General features: G+C 71.2%; 20 protein-coding genes and 1 tRNA gene. 10 read left to right on the forward strand and 11 right to left on the reverse strand.

The genetic code is table 11. From position 1 onward, the window contains the following. Positions 1–17 precede the first annotated feature (17 nt). The 4 genes from F0L68_RS09305 to F0L68_RS09320 form a co-directional block, all read right to left on the reverse strand. Entirely contained in the window at positions 18–1820 is a 1803-nt protein-coding gene (locus F0L68_RS09305) for a sodium/solute symporter (RefSeq protein ID WP_149849093.1), read from the reverse strand. 33 nt (positions 1821–1853) lie between these two features. Further along, a complete protein-coding gene (locus F0L68_RS09310; protein ID WP_149849094.1) occupies positions 1854–2288 on the reverse strand; it encodes an ABC transporter permease in 435 nt (144 codons plus the stop codon). Continuing rightward, positions 2288–3133, reverse strand: a complete 846-nt coding sequence (locus F0L68_RS09315; protein WP_149849095.1) for a LytR/AlgR family response regulator transcription factor — start codon at positions 3131–3133, stop codon at positions 2288–2290. Before F0L68_RS09315 ends, F0L68_RS09310 begins: the two co-directional genes overlap by 1 nt. A 98-nt stretch (positions 3134–3231) precedes the next feature. Further along, positions 3232–4113 (reverse strand): S49 family peptidase, encoded by an 882-nt coding sequence (locus F0L68_RS09320; RefSeq protein ID WP_149849096.1) that lies wholly within the window; start codon positions 4111–4113, stop codon positions 3232–3234. Between the two features lie 200 nt (positions 4114–4313). On the opposite strand from F0L68_RS09320, the gene F0L68_RS42250 reads away from it, so the two are divergent. Further along, a complete protein-coding gene (locus F0L68_RS42250; RefSeq protein WP_188316475.1) occupies positions 4314–4481 on the forward strand; it encodes a hypothetical protein in 168 nt (55 codons plus the stop codon). 24 nt (positions 4482–4505) lie between these two features. Here F0L68_RS42250 and F0L68_RS09325 read toward each other — a convergent pair whose 3' ends face one another. Then, entirely contained in the window at positions 4506–5762 is a 1257-nt protein-coding gene (locus tag F0L68_RS09325) for a histidine kinase (RefSeq protein WP_223198631.1), read from the reverse strand. A 176-nt stretch (positions 5763–5938) separates the two neighbouring features. Between F0L68_RS09325 and F0L68_RS09330 the strand changes: the two genes are divergently transcribed. Genes F0L68_RS09330 through F0L68_RS09340 form a run of 3 tightly spaced genes read left to right on the forward strand, consistent with a single transcriptional unit; the run spans position 5939 to position 8704 of the window. Then, positions 5939–6685, forward strand: a complete 747-nt coding sequence (locus tag F0L68_RS09330) for a (Fe-S)-binding protein (RefSeq protein ID WP_149849168.1) — start codon at positions 5939–5941, stop codon at positions 6683–6685. After that, a complete protein-coding gene (locus tag F0L68_RS09335; RefSeq protein ID WP_149849097.1) occupies positions 6664–8097 on the forward strand; it encodes a LutB/LldF family L-lactate oxidation iron-sulfur protein in 1434 nt (477 codons plus the stop codon). Before F0L68_RS09330 ends, F0L68_RS09335 begins: the two co-directional genes overlap by 22 nt. Continuing rightward, positions 8090–8704, forward strand: coding sequence for a LutC/YkgG family protein (locus F0L68_RS09340; protein WP_149849098.1), 615 nt, complete (start codon positions 8090–8092; stop codon positions 8702–8704). The genes F0L68_RS09335 and F0L68_RS09340 overlap by 8 nt, the downstream gene beginning before the upstream one ends. A gap of 164 nt (positions 8705–8868) precedes the next feature. Here the strand turns inward: F0L68_RS09340 and F0L68_RS09345 are convergent, their stop codons facing one another. From F0L68_RS09345 to F0L68_RS09355, 3 genes are all read right to left on the reverse strand, one after another. Beyond that, entirely contained in the window at positions 8869–9732 is an 864-nt protein-coding gene (locus tag F0L68_RS09345; protein ID WP_149849099.1) for an Fpg/Nei family DNA glycosylase, read from the reverse strand. A 27-nt stretch (positions 9733–9759) separates the two neighbouring features. Continuing rightward, positions 9760–10197: a DUF983 domain-containing protein gene (locus tag F0L68_RS09350; protein WP_149849100.1), complete on the reverse strand. Its 438-nt coding sequence runs from the start codon at positions 10195–10197 to the stop codon at positions 9760–9762. A 236-nt stretch (positions 10198–10433) separates the two neighbouring features. After that, positions 10434–11987, reverse strand: a complete 1554-nt coding sequence (locus F0L68_RS09355; RefSeq protein WP_149849101.1) for a sigma-70 family RNA polymerase sigma factor — start codon at positions 11985–11987, stop codon at positions 10434–10436. Between the two features lie 247 nt (positions 11988–12234). On the opposite strand from F0L68_RS09355, the gene F0L68_RS09360 reads away from it, so the two are divergent. Continuing rightward, a complete protein-coding gene (locus F0L68_RS09360; RefSeq protein ID WP_149849102.1) occupies positions 12235–12645 on the forward strand; it encodes a DUF7674 family protein in 411 nt (136 codons plus the stop codon). Between the two features lie 41 nt (positions 12646–12686). Then, positions 12687–12759: transfer RNA gene (locus F0L68_RS09365), tRNA-Gly, on the forward strand. Between the two features lie 76 nt (positions 12760–12835). On the opposite strand, the gene F0L68_RS09370 is transcribed toward F0L68_RS09365, so the two are convergent. The 3 genes from F0L68_RS09370 to F0L68_RS09380 all read right to left on the reverse strand — a co-directional run bounded on the left by F0L68_RS09370 (position 12836) and on the right by F0L68_RS09380 (position 14725). Continuing rightward, positions 12836–13366 carry a hypothetical protein gene (locus tag F0L68_RS09370; RefSeq protein WP_149849103.1) on the reverse strand — a complete coding sequence of 177 codons (531 nt, stop codon included), beginning with the start codon at positions 13364–13366 and terminating at the stop codon, positions 12836–12838. Positions 13367–13454: 88 nt separating this feature from the next. After that, a complete protein-coding gene (locus F0L68_RS09375; protein WP_149849104.1) occupies positions 13455–14150 on the reverse strand; it encodes a class I SAM-dependent methyltransferase in 696 nt (231 codons plus the stop codon). A 44-nt stretch (positions 14151–14194) separates the two neighbouring features. Continuing rightward, the gene (locus F0L68_RS09380) at positions 14195–14725 is read right to left on the reverse strand and encodes a hypothetical protein (protein WP_149849105.1); all 531 of its coding nucleotides are present in this window, start codon (positions 14723–14725) and stop codon (positions 14195–14197) included. A gap of 200 nt (positions 14726–14925) precedes the next feature. On the opposite strand from F0L68_RS09380, the gene F0L68_RS09385 reads away from it, so the two are divergent. The 4 genes from F0L68_RS09385 (at position 14926) to F0L68_RS09400 (ending at position 19282) form a co-directional block, all read left to right on the forward strand. Further along, positions 14926–15549, forward strand: coding sequence for a hypothetical protein (locus tag F0L68_RS09385; protein ID WP_149849106.1), 624 nt, complete (start codon positions 14926–14928; stop codon positions 15547–15549). A gap of 150 nt (positions 15550–15699) precedes the next feature. Continuing rightward, a complete protein-coding gene (locus F0L68_RS09390) occupies positions 15700–16911 on the forward strand; it encodes an acyltransferase family protein (protein WP_149849107.1) in 1212 nt (403 codons plus the stop codon). 80 nt (positions 16912–16991) lie between these two features. Beyond that, a complete protein-coding gene (locus tag F0L68_RS09395; protein WP_149849108.1) occupies positions 16992–18140 on the forward strand; it encodes a hypothetical protein in 1149 nt (382 codons plus the stop codon). 14 nt (positions 18141–18154) lie between these two features. After that, positions 18155–19282, forward strand: coding sequence for a flagellar basal body-associated FliL family protein (locus F0L68_RS09400; protein ID WP_149849109.1), 1128 nt, complete (start codon positions 18155–18157; stop codon positions 19280–19282). Positions 19283–19358 lie beyond the last annotated feature (76 nt).

Raw genomic sequence — 19358 nt, forward strand, 5'->3', positions numbered from 1 at the left:
TTAGAAGCGACGGTCTACTAGTCGCGCGGTCGGATACCTGTGCCTCGGTGTTTTCCGTGCGCCAGCCGCGCCTTCTCCTCCGCGGTGCCGAAGCTCGCGATGGCGCGGTCCTGAATGAACCCGAGCGGGTCGGGCGCGTGCAACCGCAGCAGGATCCGGTTCACGTCGTCGGGCAGCCGCCGCGCGGTCGCCTTGCTCACCAGGATCATCGTCAGGAACGCGACCGGCACGGTCACCAGCGCAGGCTGCTGCATCAGCGGCGGCGACCACTTCCCGGTGTAGGTGCTGATCACGTTCATCAGGATCGCGCCGATCACCAGCCCGCCGCCGACGACCATCCCGTACACGCCGCCGACCCAGGTCAGCCCCCGCCACCAGATGCCGAGCACCAGCAACGGGCAGAACGTCGACGCGGCCAACGCGAAGGACATCCCGACGGTCAGCGAGGCGTCGCTGCGGGCCAACACCAGGGCGAGGCCGATCGCGCCGATCCCGGCGAGCGCGGTCGCCCAGCGGAAGTCGCTCACCTTGCCGCGCAACACATCCGTCGACAGCACCCCGGCCACGCTCACCAGCAGCCCCGAGGAGGTGGACAGGAACGCGGCGAACGCGCCGGCCGCCACCACCGCCCCGAGCACCTGGCCAGCCAGGTTCGGCATCATCGCGCCGGGCAGCATCAGCACCGCGGCGTCGCTCTTGCCGGTGACCAGCAGCTGCGGCAGGAACGCCCGCGACAGCACGCCGAGCACCGTCGGGAACACGTAGAACAGCCCGAGCAGGTACAGCACGTGCAGCGCCGTCCGCCTGGCCGCGCGGCCGTCCGGGTTGGTGTAGAAGCGCACCAGCACGTGCGGGAGGCCCATCGTGCCGAGGAACGTCGCGAAGATCAGCGAGTAGGTCTGGAACAGGCCGGCGACGCCCTTGGACCCGCCGTGCACCCAGCCGTCGTTGGTCGGCGGCGAGCCGAGCACCACCGGCGCGGTGCTGCCGGCGTGGAAGCGCAGCTCGGTGCCGGCCGAGACCTGGTAGACGCCCGGCGCCCAGTACACCTCGCCGTCCGCGGCATGCCCGTTCCACTGCCCGGTGACGCCGAGTTCGAGCGGCGCGGTCACCTGGAGCCGGACCGAGTCGGGCAGCGTCACGCTGGTCGCCGAGGCGAAGCCGGGCGCCCGGCCGGGGCTCAGCGGCTGCGCCCGGTCGTGCGGGTTGGCGAGGAACACCACGAACAGCACGAAGGTCGGCGCGGCGATGGCGAACAGCTTGATCCAGTACTGGAACGCCTGCACCAGCGTGATCGCGCGCATGCCGCCGCCGAGCACGTTCACCGCGACGATCCCGGTCACCACGACCCCGCCGACCCAGGACGGCGTCGAGGTGATCGTGGACAGCGTCAGCCCGGCGCTCTGCAACTGCGGGATCAGGTACAGCACCCCGATGCACACCACGAAGAACGTGCAGAACCGGCGGAGCCTGGTCGAGCCGAGCCTGGCCTCGGCGAAATCGGGCAGCGTGTACGCGCCGGACCGCCGCAGCGGGGCCGCCACGAACAGCATCAGCGCCAGATAGCCCGCCGTGAAGCCGATCGGGTACCACAGCGCGTCGACGCCGTCCTTGAGCACGAGCCCGGCCACGCTGAGAAAGGACGCCGCAGACAGGTACTCGCCGGAGATCGCCGCCGCGTTGCGGTTGGCCGGCACCGCGCGCCTGGCCACCAGGAAGTCCGGGGTGGTGTTCGCCCTGCGGGAGCCGACGTAGCCGAGCAGGAAGGTGAACACGGCGACGAACACGACACCGGTGAGGCCCCACAGGTTCTTGTCCACGACGCGCGTCCCGATCGACTCTGTCTGGTGCGGTCAGCGATCGACCATGTTGACGAAGTCTCTCTCATGACGTTCCGCGAGCCACCGGTACCAGTAGCCGAGTCCGTACAGCAGCGGAAACGGCACGACGCCGAGCAACAGCCAGGGCAGCCGCACGCCGACCACCACGACGTCGGCCAGCGCCGGCATCAGGTAGAAGGCGATCGGCAGGCCGCCGATCACCAGGACGAACAGCGCCGAGAGCAGGAACGCCGTCCGCAGCTGGATCATCACCAGGTCGCGCACCAGTTTCTCGCCGACGCTGGTCTGCTCCTCGAGTTCGATGATGGTGCGCAGCACCCGACCCCGGCCGCGCGAGTCGGCCAGCACCACGCGCCTGCGGCGCGGCTTGTGCCCCGACACGGACAGCCAGGCGTCCTGTTGCGCCGGCTTGTCCGGTGGTTCCTCGCCGGAGTCGTGCCGGCTCATCAGCCCTGGCCCCAGCCGTTCCTCGGCGGCCGCACGATGCGGTCCTTGAGTTCCCTGGTGTGCCGCCTGCTGACCGGCAGCTCCTTGGCCGCGTCGCCGGAGCCGATCACCACCGCGTAGCCGCCTGCGGTCATCCGCAGCTCGCTGACCAGCGGCAGCGACACGAGGTAGGACCGGTGGATGCGGACGAAGCCCGCGTTGGCCCAGCGTTCCTCCAGCTGCGCCAACGGAATCCGGACCAGGTGGCTGCCGCCGTCCGCGGTGTGCAGGCGCGCGTAGTCGCCCTGGGCCTCGACGTAACGCACCGACGCCCTGGGCACCAGCTTGATCGTGCCGCCCAGTTCGACGGGGATGACCTCGTCGTCCTGCTGTTCCGGCGCGGCCTCCTCGGCGGGGACCCGGCCGAGCCGGTCGACGACCCTGCCGACGGCCTTCTCGATGCGGCCTGGCGCGAACGGTTTCGTGACGAAGTCGAGCGCGCCGAGGTCGAAGGCGTTGATCGCCTCCTGGTGCTCGACGCCGGTGACGAACACCAGGACCGGTGGCGCCCGGAAGGCGTTGAGCACCTTGGCCAGGTCCATGCCGCTGAGGCCGGGCATGTTGATGTCGGCGAACACGGCGTCGACCGGCGGGTACCCGAGGCTCTGGCGCTGCATGACCTCTGGGTCGTAGTCGCCGCGCAGCACACGCAGCGCCTCGGCCGCGTCGAAGGCCGTCAGCACGCGTCTGACTTGCGGGCTCTGCTCGAGCTGGAAGGTGATCTCGCTCAAGCCGGGAGCCTCGTCGTCTACCGCCAAGACGAGGAGGCCGGGGGAATTGTCCTGGGTGCTCACTGTGAGGCGCATCTTGCCGAGCGATCGGGGTTTCTGTCTACGTCGGGGGACCCGCCTGTCCGGGTGATGCCATGGAGCCCTGTGCTACCCACAGTTGATCGATTCCAGACCTACAGGCCGAATCGGGACCAACTCGCCCGATTCTCCAGCGCGTCCAGGGTGGCGACGACGGCGTCCGCCGGCGTCCCGGAGCCACCCAATCGTGTCGCGGCCCCGGCCAGCCCCAGGCGTGCGAGCAGGGGTCGCCTCGGCTCGGCCACCGAGATCTCCGCGCCGGGGAAACGCTGAGTGACCACGCCGCGCAGGGTGCCGAGGCCGTCGACGAGGCCGCGGTCCCGCGCCCGCGCCCCGGTCCAGACCTCGCCGGAGAACAGCTCCTCGTCCGTGCCGTTGAGCCGGTCCCCGCGCCGCTCCCGCACCCAGCTCACGAACTGCTCGTGCAGCTCGCCGTGCAGGTCGCGCAGCCACTCCACGTCCTCCGGCTTCTCCGGGCGGAACGGGTCGAGCCGGACCTTGTGCTCGCCAGCGGTGTACACGCGCCGCTCGACGCCGAACCGCTCGATCAGGCCGGTCAGGCCGAAACCCGAGGTGACCACCCCGATCGAGCCGACCATCGAGGTGGCGTGCGCGTAGATCTCGTCGGCGGCGCAGGCCAGCCAGTACCCGCCGGACGCGGCGAGGTCCTCGCAGAACGCGAGCACCGGGACCTTCTTCTTGGCGGCCAGCTCCCTGATCCGCTCGGCGATGAGCGCGGACTGGGTCGGCGCGCCGCCGGGCGAGTTGATCATCAGCGCGACGGCGACCAGCCGCTCGTGACCGAACGCCCTGGTCAGCGCCGACTCGACGGCGTGCAGGCTGATCGTGTTCCTGGCCATCGGGGAGGGCGATGGGGTGATCACGCCCTGGAGCCGAACGGCGGCGACCACGGGGGTGCGGTCGACTCGGTCGCCGATCATGGGCAGCCGCGCGGCGATCCTGTCCGTCACGTTCATGGCGTCGACACTACGGGCGCGCGCCACCCCGTGTGCGACCCGTGCTCGACGATGATCAGCCGGAGATCATTGCGCTGCCGCGCGCCACCCCGTGTGCGACCTGTGTTCGACGATGATCGGCCGGAGATCGTTGTCGTTGCGCTGCCGCGCGCCACCGCGTGTGCGACCTGTGCGGCCGATCGGACGCGTACGGTTGGGCGGTGACGTTCAACCCGCTGCGCTGGCTGGAGCGCTATGTGGAGTGGTGGGACGAACGCGGCAGGCAGAACTCCGACGGCCCGAGCCCGATGCACATCTACTGGATGTGGATCAGCTGGGCGATCTGTGTCGTCATGATGATCACCGTGCTCGCGGTCGCCACCCGCTGACACTCGCCGTGCCCCGCGCGCCGCTCAGCCGCTGATCACCGGCTGTTCCGCGGTGTTGGGCACGTCGGCTGAGGGCTGCACCAGCGACAGCGACGGCCGCACTCCCCTGCTGAACTTCGGCACCTTGATGATCACCTTCATGCCTGCATCCGGCGCGGTCTCCACGACCAGCGCGTACTCCTCGCCGAACACCGACCGCATCCGGTCGTTGATGTTGCCGATGCCGACGTGCGCGCCGGTGGTGTGCGCGTCCTTGAGGTCGTCGAACAGCCGGTCGGGGTCCATGCCGACGCCGGTGTCCTCGACGCTGATCAGCGCCTCGGCGCCGTGGTCCTCGGCGGTGATGGTGAGGATGCCGCCGCCGGGCTTCTTCGCCAGCCCGTGCCGGACCGCGTTCTCCACCAGCGGTTGCAGCACCAGGAACGGCAGCACGACCTGGAGCACCTCAGGCGCGACCTTCAGCCGCACGCTCAGCCGCTGGCCGTAGCGGGCCTGCTCGATGGTGAGGTAGCGGTCGATGTTGGTCAGCTCGTCGGACAGCGTGGTGAAGAAGCCGTCGGTGCGGAACGAGTACCTGGTGAACTCGGCGAAGTCCAGCAGCAGCTCGCGGGCGTGCTCCTGGTCGGTGCGGATCAGCGAGGAGATCGTGTTCAGCGCGTTGTAGATGAAATGCGGGGAGATCTGCGCCCGCAGCGCCTTCACCTCGGCCTGGGCGAGCTGCTGGCGGGAGCGTTGCAGCACGGCCAGCTCCAGCTGCGTCGAGACGAACCGCGCGCTCTCCTCGGCCATCCGGATCTGCCGCTTGTTGGGCACGCCGCTCACCACGATGATCGTGCCGGCGACGTCGCCCTCCACCACCAGCGGCACGATCATCGCGCTGTGCATCGGGCAGGGACCCGGAAATTCACACCCGATCGAGCGATGCTCGACGAGCTCTTTGCAGCAGTTGGTGATGGCCCGTTCGATCGACTGGCGCAGGAACTCGTAGTGGTCGTTGGCCCCGCCGTCCCACGACAGCAGCGTCCCGTCGTGGTCGGTGATGCCGACCGCGACACAGCGCAGCATCTCGCGCAGGTGCGGTGTCGCCCGGTTCGCGGCTTCCTCGGTCAGCCCTTCACGCAGGTCAGAGGACGCCTTCGACATGCGGTGCAGCATGTCCATGACGGCGTCCTCGACCGTGGTGCTCACGCGTCGCGCTCGGCACAGCATCACGAACAGTCCGAGTACGGCAAGCGTGGCGATCACGCCGAGGGCGGCGCGTTCGGTCAGCAGCTCGGCCACGTGTGCATAGTCCGCTGATCGGGGCGGAAACGGCAAGGGGCGGAACGACGCACCGCTCCTTTGGTCCAGAGCGTCCGTGCCCATGGCCCACGGTGTCGCGGGCGCGTCGGCCAACGGTGTCGCGAGCGCGACAGTAGACATCCGATGAATTCGCGGGCAGGGTGGTCGGCGTGCAGATGGTGGAGCGCAAGACCGGCCCGAGGATCGCGCTGTTCGCGACCTGCCTGACCGACACCTTCTATCCCGCGACGGGGCGCGCGGTGGTCCGGTTGCTGGAACGACTCGGCTGCTCGGTCGACTTCCCGCTCGGGCAGACGTGCTGCGGGCAGATGCACTACAACACCGGCTACGCCGACGCCGCCAGGCCGCTCGCCCGCGACTACGCCAGGCTGTTCGCCGGCTACGACGCCGTGGTGCTGCCGTCGGGCTCGTGCGCCGGCATGGTCCGCGACGCGCACCCAGGGCTCGGCGCCGACCCCGGCCCAGCTGGCCGCAGCTACGAGCTGTCCGAGCTGCTCGTCGACGTGCTCGGGGTGACCGACGTCGGGGCGTACTTCCCGCACCGCGTCACCTATCACCCGACCTGTCACTCGCTGCGGATGCTCGGTGTCGGCGACAAACCGCTCCGGCTGCTGCGCGAGGTGCGTGGCCTCGACCTGGTCGAGCTGCCGGGCGAGGAGACCTGCTGCGGGTTCGGCGGCACCTTCGCGGTGAAGAACGCCGAGACGTCCACCGCGATGCTCGCCGACAAGATGCGCGGCGTGCTCGACACCGGCGCCGAGGTCCTCACCGCGGGCGACAACTCCTGCCTCATGCACATCGGCGGCGGCCTGTCCCGGCTGCGCGCCGGGGTGCGGCCGGTGCACCTCGCGGAGATCCTGGCCAGCACGAAGGAGGAGCCGTGGGCGCCAGAAACCCGGTGACGTGGCTCGGCAGCCCCGCCTTCCCCGACGCGGCGCGGGCGGCGCTGGCCGACACCCAGCAGCGCAGCAACCTCCGGCACGCCACCGGCATCATCCGCGCCAAGCGGGCGGACGCGGTCGCCGAACTCGACGACTGGGAACGGCTGCGGCTGGCCGGCGAGGCGAGCAAGGACGAGGTGCTGGCCAACCTGGACACCTACCTCGAACGGCTGGAGGCGTCGGTGACCGCGCGCGGCGGCGTGGTGCACTGGGCGCGCGACGCCGAGGAGGCCAACGCGATCGTGCTCGGCCTGGTCCGCGCGACCGGCGCGGACGAGGTGGTCAAGGTGAAGTCCATGGCCACCGCCGAGATCGGGCTGAACGAGGCGCTCGCGGCCGGCGGCGTCACCGCCGTGGAGACCGACCTCGCCGAGCTGATCGTGCAGCTCGGTGACGACCGGCCATCGCACATCCTGGTGCCGGCCATCCACCGCAACCGCGCGGAGATCAGGGACATCTTCCGCAGGAAGATGCCGGACGTGCCCGACGACCTCACCGACGAGCCGCGCGAGCTGGCCGAGGCCGCGCGCCGGCACCTGCGCCGCAAGTTCCTGTCCACCAGGGTCGCCATCTCCGGCGCCAACTTCGCCGTCGCCGACACCGGGTCGATCGTGGTGCTGGAGTCCGAGGGCAACGGCCGGATGTGCCTGACCCTGCCGGACACGCTGATCACCGTCATGGGCATCGAGAAGATCGTGCCGACCTGGTCGGATCTCGAGGTGTTCCTCCAGCTGCTGCCCCGCTCGTCCACCGCGGAGCGGATGAACCCCTACACCTCGGTGTGGACGGGTGTCACGCCCGGCGACGGCCCGCAGGAGTTCCACCTGGTGCTGCTGGACAACGGCCGCACCGCGACGCTGGCCGACACGGTCGGCCGGCAGGCGCTGCGCTGCATCCGCTGCTCTGCCTGCCTGAACGTGTGCCCGGTGTACGAGCGCACCGGAGGGAAGGCGTACGGCTCGGTCTACCCTGGCCCCATCGGCGCGATCCTGACGCCCCAGCTGGTCGCCGACCCGCACGACAAGCAGGCCGCCTCGCTGCCGTACGCGTCCTCGCTGTGCGGGGCCTGCTACGAGGTCTGCCCCGTCCGGATCAACATCCCTGAGGTGCTGGTGCACCTGCGGGCGGAAGCCGTGCGCGCCAAGGGAAAGCACACTCCGGAGGCGATCGCGATGGCGGCGGCGGCCTGGGTGTTCGCCGACCCGAAACGGTACGAGCGGGCGCAGCGGGCCGGGTCGCTGGCGCGGCTGCTGGCGCGCGGCGGCCGGATCAGTGCGCTGCCGTGGCCAGGGTCGAAGTGGACCGCGACGCGGGACGTGCCCGCGCCGCCCAAGGAGTCGTTTCGCGCGTGGTGGAGGCGTACCCGTGGCTGATTCCCGGGCCGAGATCCTCGGCCGCGTCCGTGCGGCGCTGGCCGACCGTCCGGTGGCGCGGCCGGTGCCGCGCGACTACGACCGGACCCGCGACGTCGGCGACGTCCTCGCGTTGCTGGCCGAGCGGGTCGCCGACTACCGCGCGGTGGTGCGGCGGGCCACCTCGGCCGAGCTGCCCGCCGCGATCGAGGCCGCGCTCGTGTCGCGGGGCGCGCGCACGATGGCCGTCCCCGTCGACGTGCCGGGGTCGTGGCTGATCGACGGCGTCGCCTGGCGGCCCGACGAGCCAGCGCTGACCACCGAGGAGCTGGACGGCGTCGACGGCGTGCTCACCGGCTGCGCGGTGGCGATCGCCGAGACGGGCACGCTGGTGCTGGACGCCGGGGTCGCGCAGGGCCGCAGGGTGCTGACGCTGTTGCCGGACTACCACCTGTGCGTGGTGCGCGCCGACCAGGTGACCGGCACCGTGCCGGAGGCGCTGGCCAGGCTGGATCCGGTGCGGCCGCTGACCTTCGTCAGCGGGCCGTCGGCCACCAGCGACATCGAGCTGGACCGGGTGGAGGGCGTGCACGGCCCCCGCACCCTCGAGGTGATCATCGTCGAGTGACGGGCCGAACGGATCAAACTCGGCACCCACACCGCCGAGTTACCCACAGGAACACGACTCGACGGCCCAGACCGAAGATCATCGATAGACTGGCCAAGGGCTCGGCCCCCGGTGGTGGGTGGGGTTTGTCCGCAAGTAGGCGGTGTCGCAGCGGAGGCGCGGATTCACTTCAGCAGGCGGGACAGGCGGCGGTCGGCGAGCGGTTTGCCGCCGGTCTGACAGGTCGGGCAGTACTGGAACGCCTTGTCGGCAAAGGACACCTCGCGGACGGTGTCCCCGCACACCGGGCACGGCAGGCCGGTGCGGGCGTGCACCCGCAGACCGGACCGCTTCTCGCCCTTGAGCCGCGCGGCGGCCTGGCCGACCGACCGCGCGACGGCGTCGGTCAGCACCGAGCGCAGCGCCTCGAACAGGCGGTCGAGCGCGTCCTCGGCCAGCTTCCCCGCCGTCGCGTACGGCGACAGCCGCGCGGTGTGCATGATCTCGTCCGAGTACGCGTTGCCGACGCCGGCGATCAGCGACTGGTCGGTGAGCGCCGTCTTCAGCCGCTCGGTGCGACCGGCGAACAGCGCGGCCAGCTCCTCGCGGTCGACCGCAAGCGCGTCGGGGCCGAGCCGCGCGATGCTCGGCACCTCCCCCGGGTCGGCGACGATCCACGCCGCCAGGCCCTTCTTGGTGCCGGCCTCGGTCAGGTCGAAGCCCGGTCCGCTGCCGGGCGGCCCGAGGTGCACGCGCAGCGCGAGCGGGCCGCGCCCCGGCTTGGGCGGTGCCGCCGAGAGCGTGTCGGACCAGCGCAGCCAGCCCGCCCTGGCCAGGTGCACGACCAGGTGCAGGCCGTCGCAGTCGAGGTCGAGGTGCTTGCCGTGCCGGCCAGCCCCGGTCACCGCGCGGCCGTGCAGCGCCGTCCACGGCGGGTCGAAGGTCTTGAGCACGCTCATGGACGCGAGGTCCAGCCGGTGCACGGTGCGGCCGACCGCGTGCTCGCGCAGGTGGTGGGCCAACGCCTCGACTTCGGGCAGTTCGGGCACCCGCCAAGTGTCACCCGGAATCGGCCGTCAGTCGACCGGTTGCAGGGGCCCCTCGACGTCGGGGAGCGAGTAGACCTCGATGTTCCTGGCCACCTTGGCGGCCTCCTGGCGCACCGCGAGCACGCCCCTGACCTGGCCGACCCACCGCTCCGGCGGGTGCTCGTCGATGCCGCCGGGGCTCTCCGCCACCAGCGTCCACGGCCGCCGCAGCGTCCAGCGGGTCGGGAAGAACAGGAACAGCAGGATGAGCGCGAGGACCAGCCAGCTCGGCACGATCACGTCCGACGGGGTCCACCAGACCAGCACCATCGCCAACACCACGACCATGCCGAGCAGGACGACGCCGGGACCGTAGCCGCCGCTCACGTCGTGCTCGAAGTCGTCGGCGCCGGACGGGTTGCGCCATTCCACCCGGCCGCGCACCGTCCACATCCGGCCATCCGCACCGCGCACCAGCCGCGTCATCACCGTCTCCTCGAGATTCGGGCGTCCGTTACCGAATACGTCAGATGCGATAGCTGAGCGTGCCTCACGGTACCTCGGGGCGGCTGGGCCCCGAGGGTGAACCCGCAGCGCACCCGACCCCCGTTCGGGTCCGAGGACGGCGGCGGGGAGTCACCGGAATTGTGCCGGCAGGCGATCTTGTCCGCACCTTCGACCCCGGCCGTCACGCAGCGCGAGCACGCCCGTTCGCGGGCGCCTTAGGTGGTGCGGCCCGGCTTGCCCGGCGACGGCGGGGCCGGCGGGATCGACTTCGCGGGCGCGGTGGTGGTCGGGGTCGTCGACCCCGGCGTCGTGGTCGACGTGATCGTCGGGGCCAGAACCTTGACCGGCGCGTCCGTCGGGCTGGTCGACGTCGTGGTCGTCGGCCTGCCGAGCACCGTGACCGGGCCCGACGTCGGCACGGTGGAGGTCAACGACAGGTCGCGCTGGACGGTCGTGTCGGGCGGCGCGAGCGCCGTGCCGCCCTGCGGGTCGGTCTGCGGCGTCGCGACGGACCCCTCGGCGGGCGAGCCCGCCTGAACCGGGGCGCTGTTGTCGCCCTGCTGAGCGGGCTGGCGGGGCAGGTGCGCCGGCACCGCGCGGACCGGCTGGTTCGCCGGGCCCGGCGAGTCGGCCGAGCTGCCGGCGACGACCGTGCCCCGGCTGCTGCTCGACGCGGTCGCCGCGCGGCCGCTGGTGTCGGTGCTGGCCTGCGGCGTGCACAGCGCGAGCACCTGGCCTCGGTCGTTCTGGTCGGGGCGCACCACGGCGAGGCCGGGTCCGCCCGTGGTCAGCGGGCCGACGGACAGGCCGATGACGCCGACGGCGGCCACCGAGGCCGCCGCGAGCAGCAGCTTCACCCGGCCGGCCAGCAGCACACTCTTGCCGACGACGGCGGGCGCGGACAGGCTCGTGACCCCGCCGGCGGCGGACGCGCCGGTGACGGCGGCGACGGGCGGGATCGCGGCGGCGAGCTGGTGGCCGATCAGCGCGGCGGCGGCCGGCAGCGCCAGCAGCCCGGCGTAGGAGCGCAGGCCGGTACACACGTCGGTGAGGTCGGCGTGCAGGGCGCGGCAGGATCCGCACCCGGCCAGGTGCTTGCGGATGCGGCTCAGCTCGCTGCCGGTGACCTGGCCTGCCGTGTACGCGCCGAGCTTGGGGCGCACCGAGCGGCAGTGCCGCGCGGTCTCCGCGTCGGAGAGGTGCGCCTGGAGGTAGGCGGCGCGCAGGCCCTCCCTGGCGCGGCGAGCCAGCGCGGACATCGCGTTCGCGGTCAGGCCGAAGTGCGAGGCCACCGTCGCCGGCCGCTCCCCCTCGACCTCGACGCGCCACAGCACGGTGCGCCAGCGCTCCGGCAGGCTGCGGAACGCGCGGCCGATCAGGTACTGCTCGGCGTGCGGGCCGGCGTTGTCGGCGTAGGGCTCGACGCGGCGGCTGAGCTCCTCGTCCTCGACGGGGACGTCGCGGCGCCGCTCGCTCCACTCCCAGACGACCCTGCGGGCCACCGTGAGCAGGTAGGTGCGGACGTGCTCGGTCGGGCCGGAGCCCCTGCGGATCGCCTGGAGGACGCGGAAGAACGCCTCGGCGGTCAGGTCGTCGGCCTCGACGGGGTCGCTGACCAGTCGCAGGGCGAACCGGCGCACCGCGTCGGCATGTCGGGAGAACAACTCGCCGAAGGCCGCGTCGTCGCCCGCGCGGACGCGGGCGAGCAGCTCGCGGTCCGGGTCGAGGTCTCCACGATCGGGAACTGGCGAGGGCGCATCGTTGACCATCTGGCCCAGCACCTCCTACCCGCCGCCTGCCTGGCGACCAAGATGCCACACGGGCCCGGCTACGCCCTGCCATCATTGGGGGCCAATACGGAAGACCAGACGACCGGTGTGGGCCGTTTGGGTGAACACTTACGGATGAGTAGCGTAATTCTAGTTCGTCACGCAGGATGACAAGTCGGTCACGGCCGCGCGTCGGCTCGCCGCCCGCCGGCCACGCCAACCCGACCTGCCACTAGCCTTCGAACGCGTGGGCGACTGGCGCGGCAGGGCACTGACACAGTTCCCCGAACTGCGCGGCGTCATCGAGCAGGAGTCGTGGTCGTGCCACGTGTTCCTGTCGGAGCTGTGGCTGCTGGCGCTCGAGGCGCACCGCGAGGACCAGCCCGAGACGTTACGCCGCGTGTACGGCTTCGCCCGATGGTGCTTCGACCAGCCGGGGCAGTTTCTCCCCAACGCCGCGCTGATCAGCTTCTACGACCACGTGTTCGACGACTGGGACCTCCGGCGCGAGGTGGTCGGCTGGCTGCCGCCCGAGGTCGTCGCGCGGGCGCGGGCGCTGTGGGAGTGGCGCCTGCCCTCGGAGCGGTTCGCCGAGGTGGACAGGCTGTTAACGGCGGGGGACCCCCCTGGTGAGAACTGCTCCGAACATCCGCTATAGTTGTCCACGCACCACGACGGGCCAGCCCGTTCGCGGGGCAGGCGGATGTAGCGCAGTTGGTAGCGCATCACCTTGCCAAGGTGAGGGTCGCGAGTTCGAGTCTCGTCATCCGCTCACGTACCGAGAAGGCGACACCTGATGGTGTCGCCTTCTCGGCATTTCCGGGCCGAACGGCCTCGGACTCCGTCCGTCACCGGGCCCGCTCGGCTCGCCCGCGCGAGCGGTAGTAGTGCGCAGGGGTGACCAGCAGGGCCGCAATGGCGCAGCTGACCGTCGTGACGGCCACGTAGGTCCAGGCTAGCCCGGTCGGGCGTTCGCCGGGGAGGGGGGCGTACGCCATGTCCTCCGCGACGTAGAGGGCGACGGTGCCGAGGATCACGGCGACCGGCAGGGCGATGACCAGCCATTCCTGCGCGTGGGCGCGCAGCAGCGTCAGGGCAACGAACGTGACCACCACCATGCTGACGAGGATGATCAGCAGCGCTACGGGGGCCCAGAAGAACATCGCGTCGTAGGGGGTGACGCAGCCGGGCACGTCGTGGGGCACCTGGTGGGACACGTTGTCTGGCGCGCTGGGCGAGGAGTCCCCCTTGTGGCTGCCGGGGCAGTTCATCGCCCACGTCCAGACGGTGACCGTCAGCCAGCTCACGGCGGCGCCGACGAGCGCGGACACCGCGACGTCGTGCACGATCATGCGGGCCAAGCCGTGCGTTTCGACCATGACCGCGATCGTGGCGGATCCGGCAGGCGCGCGGCGCGAAGTCCGGACAGCGCAACGAGGACTTGACCCTGCCGATGCCGGACGGAGATCAGGTCCCGGCCGGCGCGTCGAGCCAGAGCAGCCGCCGCGCGACCCTGCGATCGTGGTGCGGCCGGTCGACGCGGCCGGCGAGCCGATGTCCCCAGGACCGGACGTCCCGTTCGGTCGCGCGGTCGGCGATCCGCTCCGTGTAGGGGCCGATGACCAGGCGGCCACCCGGCGCGACGACCTCGCGGAGCAGCCTGCCGACCAGGTCGGGGCGGCGGTGCGCCGGCACGTACTCGAGGCCGACGCGCACCGCGTCGAAGCGGAAGGGCGGCGGCCAGGACAGCGCGTTGCCGAGCCAGATCCGGTCGGCCCACCTCGGCAGCCGCCGCCGGGCCAGGTCGACGAACTCGGGCACGATGTCCAGCCCGTACGGCTCGATCCGCAAACCCCTTGCCCCGGCCCAGTTCGGCACGCACTCCAGCAGGTAACCGTTGGCGCAGCCGCAGTCCAGGAACGTGCCGTCGCGGTCGAGCGCGTCGACGACGAACCGGCGGCCGGCGATCCAGTCGGCCTCGTCGCCGCCCTTGCCGGACTGCGCCCATGGTGTCGTTGCAGCAAGATAGTTGGGCCGCAACAGGTTCGCCATCGCCTCGTGCCAGCCCGCCTCGTCGATCGCGCCGGACCGCAGCGCGGCGTCGATCGCGGCGATCTCCCGCCATCCGCCGTCGACGAGCGCGTCCACCGGCCGCTCGGCCATCCCGCTCCCTCCGGTGGGGTCGGTCGACTGTCCCACCCACGGGCTCAGCGTGTCGCGCGAGATCGGCGGCGCGCAAGATCGGACATGCGATGCGGAAACGGTTGCCGCGCGGTGATTCCGGTCCCCGGCGTGGCCGTTCTGCTTGACCCGTAAGGAGGAACCCGATAGAGAATCCGGGTGCGCGTCCACATGAACGGGCAGGGTCGGCTGGCGCTTGGGGCAATTGTCGGTGCCGTCGTAGCAGCCTTGTTCTGTATCGGCATCGGCGCCGACAACTCGCCGGACCAGGCGCTGCCGATCGACCGCGAGGTGCTCGACACGACGTCCGTCGTGTCCACGGTCCCGGCTGCGCCGACGCAGACGACCACGGGCTCGGTGACCGCGACCAGCTCCTCGGCCACGTCGTCGGTGTCGTCCACCTCGTCGAGCACGAAACCCCGTCCATCGTCCACGACGACGACCGCGGCCACCACGACGACCGGCGACACCGCGCCGCCGCAGACCACGACGACCACGACCACGCCGACCCGGCCGAGCACCAGGCCTACCAGGCCGACCACCACCACGACCACCACGACGACCCCGCCGTGCCCCTGGTTCTGGTGCTGATCCCGTCCGGGCCGGTCAGGCGCGAGTGTTGCGCCGCCGGCTCCGGGATCGCGTGCCGGCAGCCCACCGGCCGACCAGCGGGTGCAGCGGGCACGATCACCCTTCGCTCATGGCACCATCACGTGTCCCCGCTACCACTGTCGGGGTAACTCGATGGGGGCGGAGCATGACGCGGCGTGGCACGGGGTCGATCGGCACGGTCGCCGTGGTCCTGCTGCTCGTCGGGCTCGCCGCAGGCGGGTGGGCGCTGTGGGGCGACGGCAGTGATGCCCCTCACACGCAGTCGGTCGTCTACGCCGACCCGCGTCTGCCCTCCTCGGCTCAGTCGAGGGAGACGCTGGTCACTCCCGACGGCGACGTCGTCCTCGACTCGACGGGCTCGCTCGGCGTCATCGCGAAGGCCCGAGTGCTCAGCGACGCCGACCTCGAGGTGCTGATGCCGTCGGTCGCCACCATCTCGATGCGGGTGGCCAGGTCCGGCGAGCTGACCAGGGGCACCTGGCTGTTCAGTCCGCCGCCCGGCGACGATGTGGCCGAGCTGACCAGGTCCATCGACGACCTCTACCGCAGGTCCGGCTACCAGCCGGTGCCCGGGCAGCACGCGGCCGTGTCGGCGCTCGTCCTGCGGTCGTCTGACGGCCAGCCACGGCAGACGACGTACCGGGCGCACTACTCGACCGCGGGCGGCACGGTGCGCGTCGAGGCGTTCGGTCCTGACGACACGGCGGTCGCCGAGGCCTTCAAGGTGCTGCTCGACCGGCAGCTCAAGGCCGCCCCCGCACTCGGCTAGTCATCAACTTTTCCCCACTCCTTCGAGTGACATATCCTCCGCCGACCCATCACTTTCTGTCGCGTTCTGCCCAACAGCCGACGGCGGCTGCGCAGGGTGCGACGAGGACTCGACCGAATCGGATCGGAGTCACACCACGGAAGGCAGCGGATGACGGTCGAACGCACGCCACTGGCCGACTTCCGCACACCAGCCGCCCGGGGCCGCCTGTACGGCCTCGACGTGCTGCGGGTGGTCGCGTCGGTGGTCGTCGTGTACACGCACCTCGCCGCATGGTTCCACGCCGGCAACTACCGGTGGAGGGTCGGCAGCGCGGTCACCGAGGCCGTCGTCGACCCGCTGCACCTCAACGCCAACCTCGGCTTCGTCGGGGTCAGCACCTTCCTGCTGCTGTCCGGCCTCGTGGTGACCTCGGTCGCGTTCCGGGAGTCCCCCGGCGAGTTCTTCGTCCGCAGGATCGTCCGCATCGTGCCGGCCCTGTGGGGCGCGCTCGCGGTGGCGTTCGTGCTGGTCAAGATCGATGCCGTGCCGACGATGGCCACGCAGGACACGGCAACGGCAGGACAGCTGCTGAGCAACCTGTGGCTGGGCAACTACGGACTGCCCGACCAGAACCCACTGCTGCCGGTGACGTGGACGCTCACCGTGCAGATCGCCTTCTACGCCTTCACCGCGCTGTCCATCCCGCTGCTGCGCAGGCGGCCGTGGCTGCCGGCCGCCATCGCGGCCACCGGCATCTCGCTGACGGTGTCCGCCGTGCACCTGTTCGACACGCCGTTTCCCCTGCTGGTGCGCACGATCGTCAGCTTCCTGCCCGTCGTGTTCCTCGGACAGGTCATTTCGCTGGCTCGCGAGCGGCGGATCCGGCCGGCGACCGCCGTCGCCCTCGGGATCGTGCACTTCTTGCTGTTCGTTCGCGCAGATCTCACCACCTCGGCGGTGTTCGACGGCGACGGCTACCAGCGCACGCTGTTGATCACCGTCCTCGTGGTGCTGCTCGGCATGGCGGCTGGCGGGCGGCTGGCCAGGTCCGGCCTGGTTCAGGCGCTGTCCAGGCGGACCTACGCGGTGTACCTGGTGCACATGCCCGCCTGCTACGCGGTGCTCACGCTGCTCACCCCGCGAATCGGGGTGACCTGGAGCACGCTGGCCGCGCTCGCCGCGACGGTCGCCGCGACCGAGGTCCTGCACCGGTTCGTCGAGGAACCCGCCAACCGGTTGTTCCGGCGATGGCTACGGCGCCGACCGCCTGGTATCGGTAAGGACAAGGTCGTCGCGTCAGTTCCGAGACACGCCGACAATGTGGTGACATATGGTCTGTCGTCGCCGGCGTCTGATATCCGGCCACACACACGAAGCTGATGACCTGATCGGCTTCCAGTGCCTCGTCACGTTAGGTCACTGGGCAGTCTCAGGACCGACGGAGGATCGAGGATTGCCGAATGGCTGGGGAGCGCGGTGAGTTGAGGCCTGCCCTGGCATCGGCGACCACCCTCGCCCGCGCGACCGGCAGCTGCCTGATCGTCTACAGCTATCTGTGGGGGCTCTGGCCCGACCGACACGCCACGCGCTTCCCGCCGGTCGACCTCGTCAGGGAGTGGGTGAACCGCCCGCTCGGCATCGGCGAGGACTTCGGCATGCTCGGCGTGATGCTGCTGCTGCTCGCCAGCGGCTTCTCCGCCGTGTCGGGGACGGCGGCGCCGCGCGAGGTCCTTGGCCGCCTGGTGCGGATCTATCTGCCCCTGCTGGTGGTCGCGCCGGTGGCGGCCGGGCTGTTCCGGCTCGGCGCCGACATCCTGATCAACCCGCCGGACGGGCATCCCGGCTCGCTGGCCGCGGTGCGTGAACTCAGCCTGGTCAGCCAGGCGGTGCCGGGTTCGGTGCCGCTGGTCACGCTCGGCTGGGTGATCGGGCTCGAACTGCTCGCGGGGCTGACCGGCGCCGCGATCATCCGGCTGCCCGCCGCCGCTCTCGCCGTGCCGGCGACGCAGCTGCTCGCGGTCGCCGGAGTGTTGCTGCTCGGCGGCCCGCCGCCGCAGCTCGCGCTGGCACTCACCCTGTTCCCGATGGCCGTGCTCGGGCAACTGCTCGGCTGTCGAAGCCGGCAGTGGCTGCCCGGCTGGGCGGTCGCGGCGTTCGGGATCGTGGTCTGGGTGCTGCTCGCCGGGTCCGACCGCACGCATCCGCAGCTGCACAACTGGTGGTACCCGCTGGCCGCCTGCTACGCGACCCTGTTCTTCCTGCTGACCCTCCGGGTGGCCGGCCCGCTCTCGGCGCACCCGGTCACCTCGTGGCTGGCCAGCCGGAGCCGGTGGCTGCTGGTACTGGTCGGCGTGGTCGGCTGGACCACCCTCGGGCTCGCGCGGCACGCGCTGCCGTTCGCGCCAGCCGCCGCCGTCGCGACGCTCGTCACCCTGCTCGCCGCCGAGGTCGGTCATCGCGGCGCCACGCTACTGACCGAGCGGCTGCCGGCACCGAGATCTTCTGTCGATTCATCGGGAATCCCATCGACAGATGGATCCCTCGATGAATCGAACAGCGCGCACGACCCGTCACGGAATCAACCGTCCGCGCTGCGGACTGATCGCTGAGAAGGGCGGCCGCAATGGCCTGGCAGGACGAGCTCAAGGCTCTGGACGATTCGCTGGCCTCGGGGAGCATCTCCGGCGACCAGTACCGAGTGCTGCGCGACGACGTCCTCGCGAGGGCGTCAGGGGGCGCCCCGGCCGCGCCGCCGCCCGCAGGCGGCGCACCCGCGCGCTGGGAGTCGTCGAACCCTGCCAACGCCACGCCCAACACCGGCTCGGACGCCGACCGGACGCAGGTCGTCAGCAGACAGTCCGAGGCGGAGCAGACCATGGTCGTGTCGGGCGTCCCGACCTTCCCACCGCGCCCGAACCAGCCGCCGCAGCAGCAGCCGCCGCAGCAGTTCTCCCAGTACCAGCAACAACAGCCGTACCAGCAGCAGCAACAACAGCCGCAGCAGCAGGGCGGTGCGCCAACCACCCCGCCGTGGGGTGACCCGGCGGCCTTCCAGCAGGGCATGTCGCAGTGGCAGTCGCAGGCCAAGCAGGGGCCCGAGGTGTTCGCGGCAGGCGGCGGCAAGAAGTCCGGCAAGTGGGTCGGCGTGCTCGTCGCCGTCATCGTCCTCGCGCTGATCGGCGGCGGGGTGTGGTGGTTCGGCTTCCGCCAGAGCGGCACGACCACCGCGCAGTCGTCGAACTCGTCCTCGCAGAGTCCCAGCAGTGGCAACAACACTCAGGGCTTCAGCGCCGACTCGCTGCCGACCCCGCAGGGCGACGCGAGCCCGGACAACGGTCAGCATCCCATCGACGAGGCCAAGCGCCTCAAACTGATCACGGCGAACGACGGCAAGGCCACCGACCAGTTCGGTGTGCAGACCATGGTCTACAAGCTCGCCAGCAAGAACGGCCTCGGGCTGGCCGCGTCCGCCTTCGTCACCAAGGACAAGGACACCGCGAAGCAGCTCGCCGCCCAGTTGGTCACCAACCAGAAGCAGGCCTCGATGGTCGACGGCGACCGGGGCGACGCTCCTGCCTCGGTGTCGGTGATGAAGATCGTGCAGCCCAACCAGGTGCTGTACCGGGCCACCTACACCTCCGGCGCGGCCACCATCCGCGTCGCGGCGTCCGGCGCGGGCACCGAGCAGGACGTGGCCAAGCAGTTCCAGCAGTATCTGGCGAAGGTTCTCCAGACCGCGCCGGTCGGCTGACCGAAACCGCGGCCGTGCACAGGTAGCGATCGCCGGCCTCTGCACGATTGTCACAGGAAGCGGGCCGGAGTCCTCG

The sequence above is a fragment of the Solihabitans fulvus genome, from assembly GCF_008386585.1.
GTDB lineage: Bacteria > Actinomycetota > Actinomycetes > Mycobacteriales > Pseudonocardiaceae > Solihabitans > Solihabitans fulvus.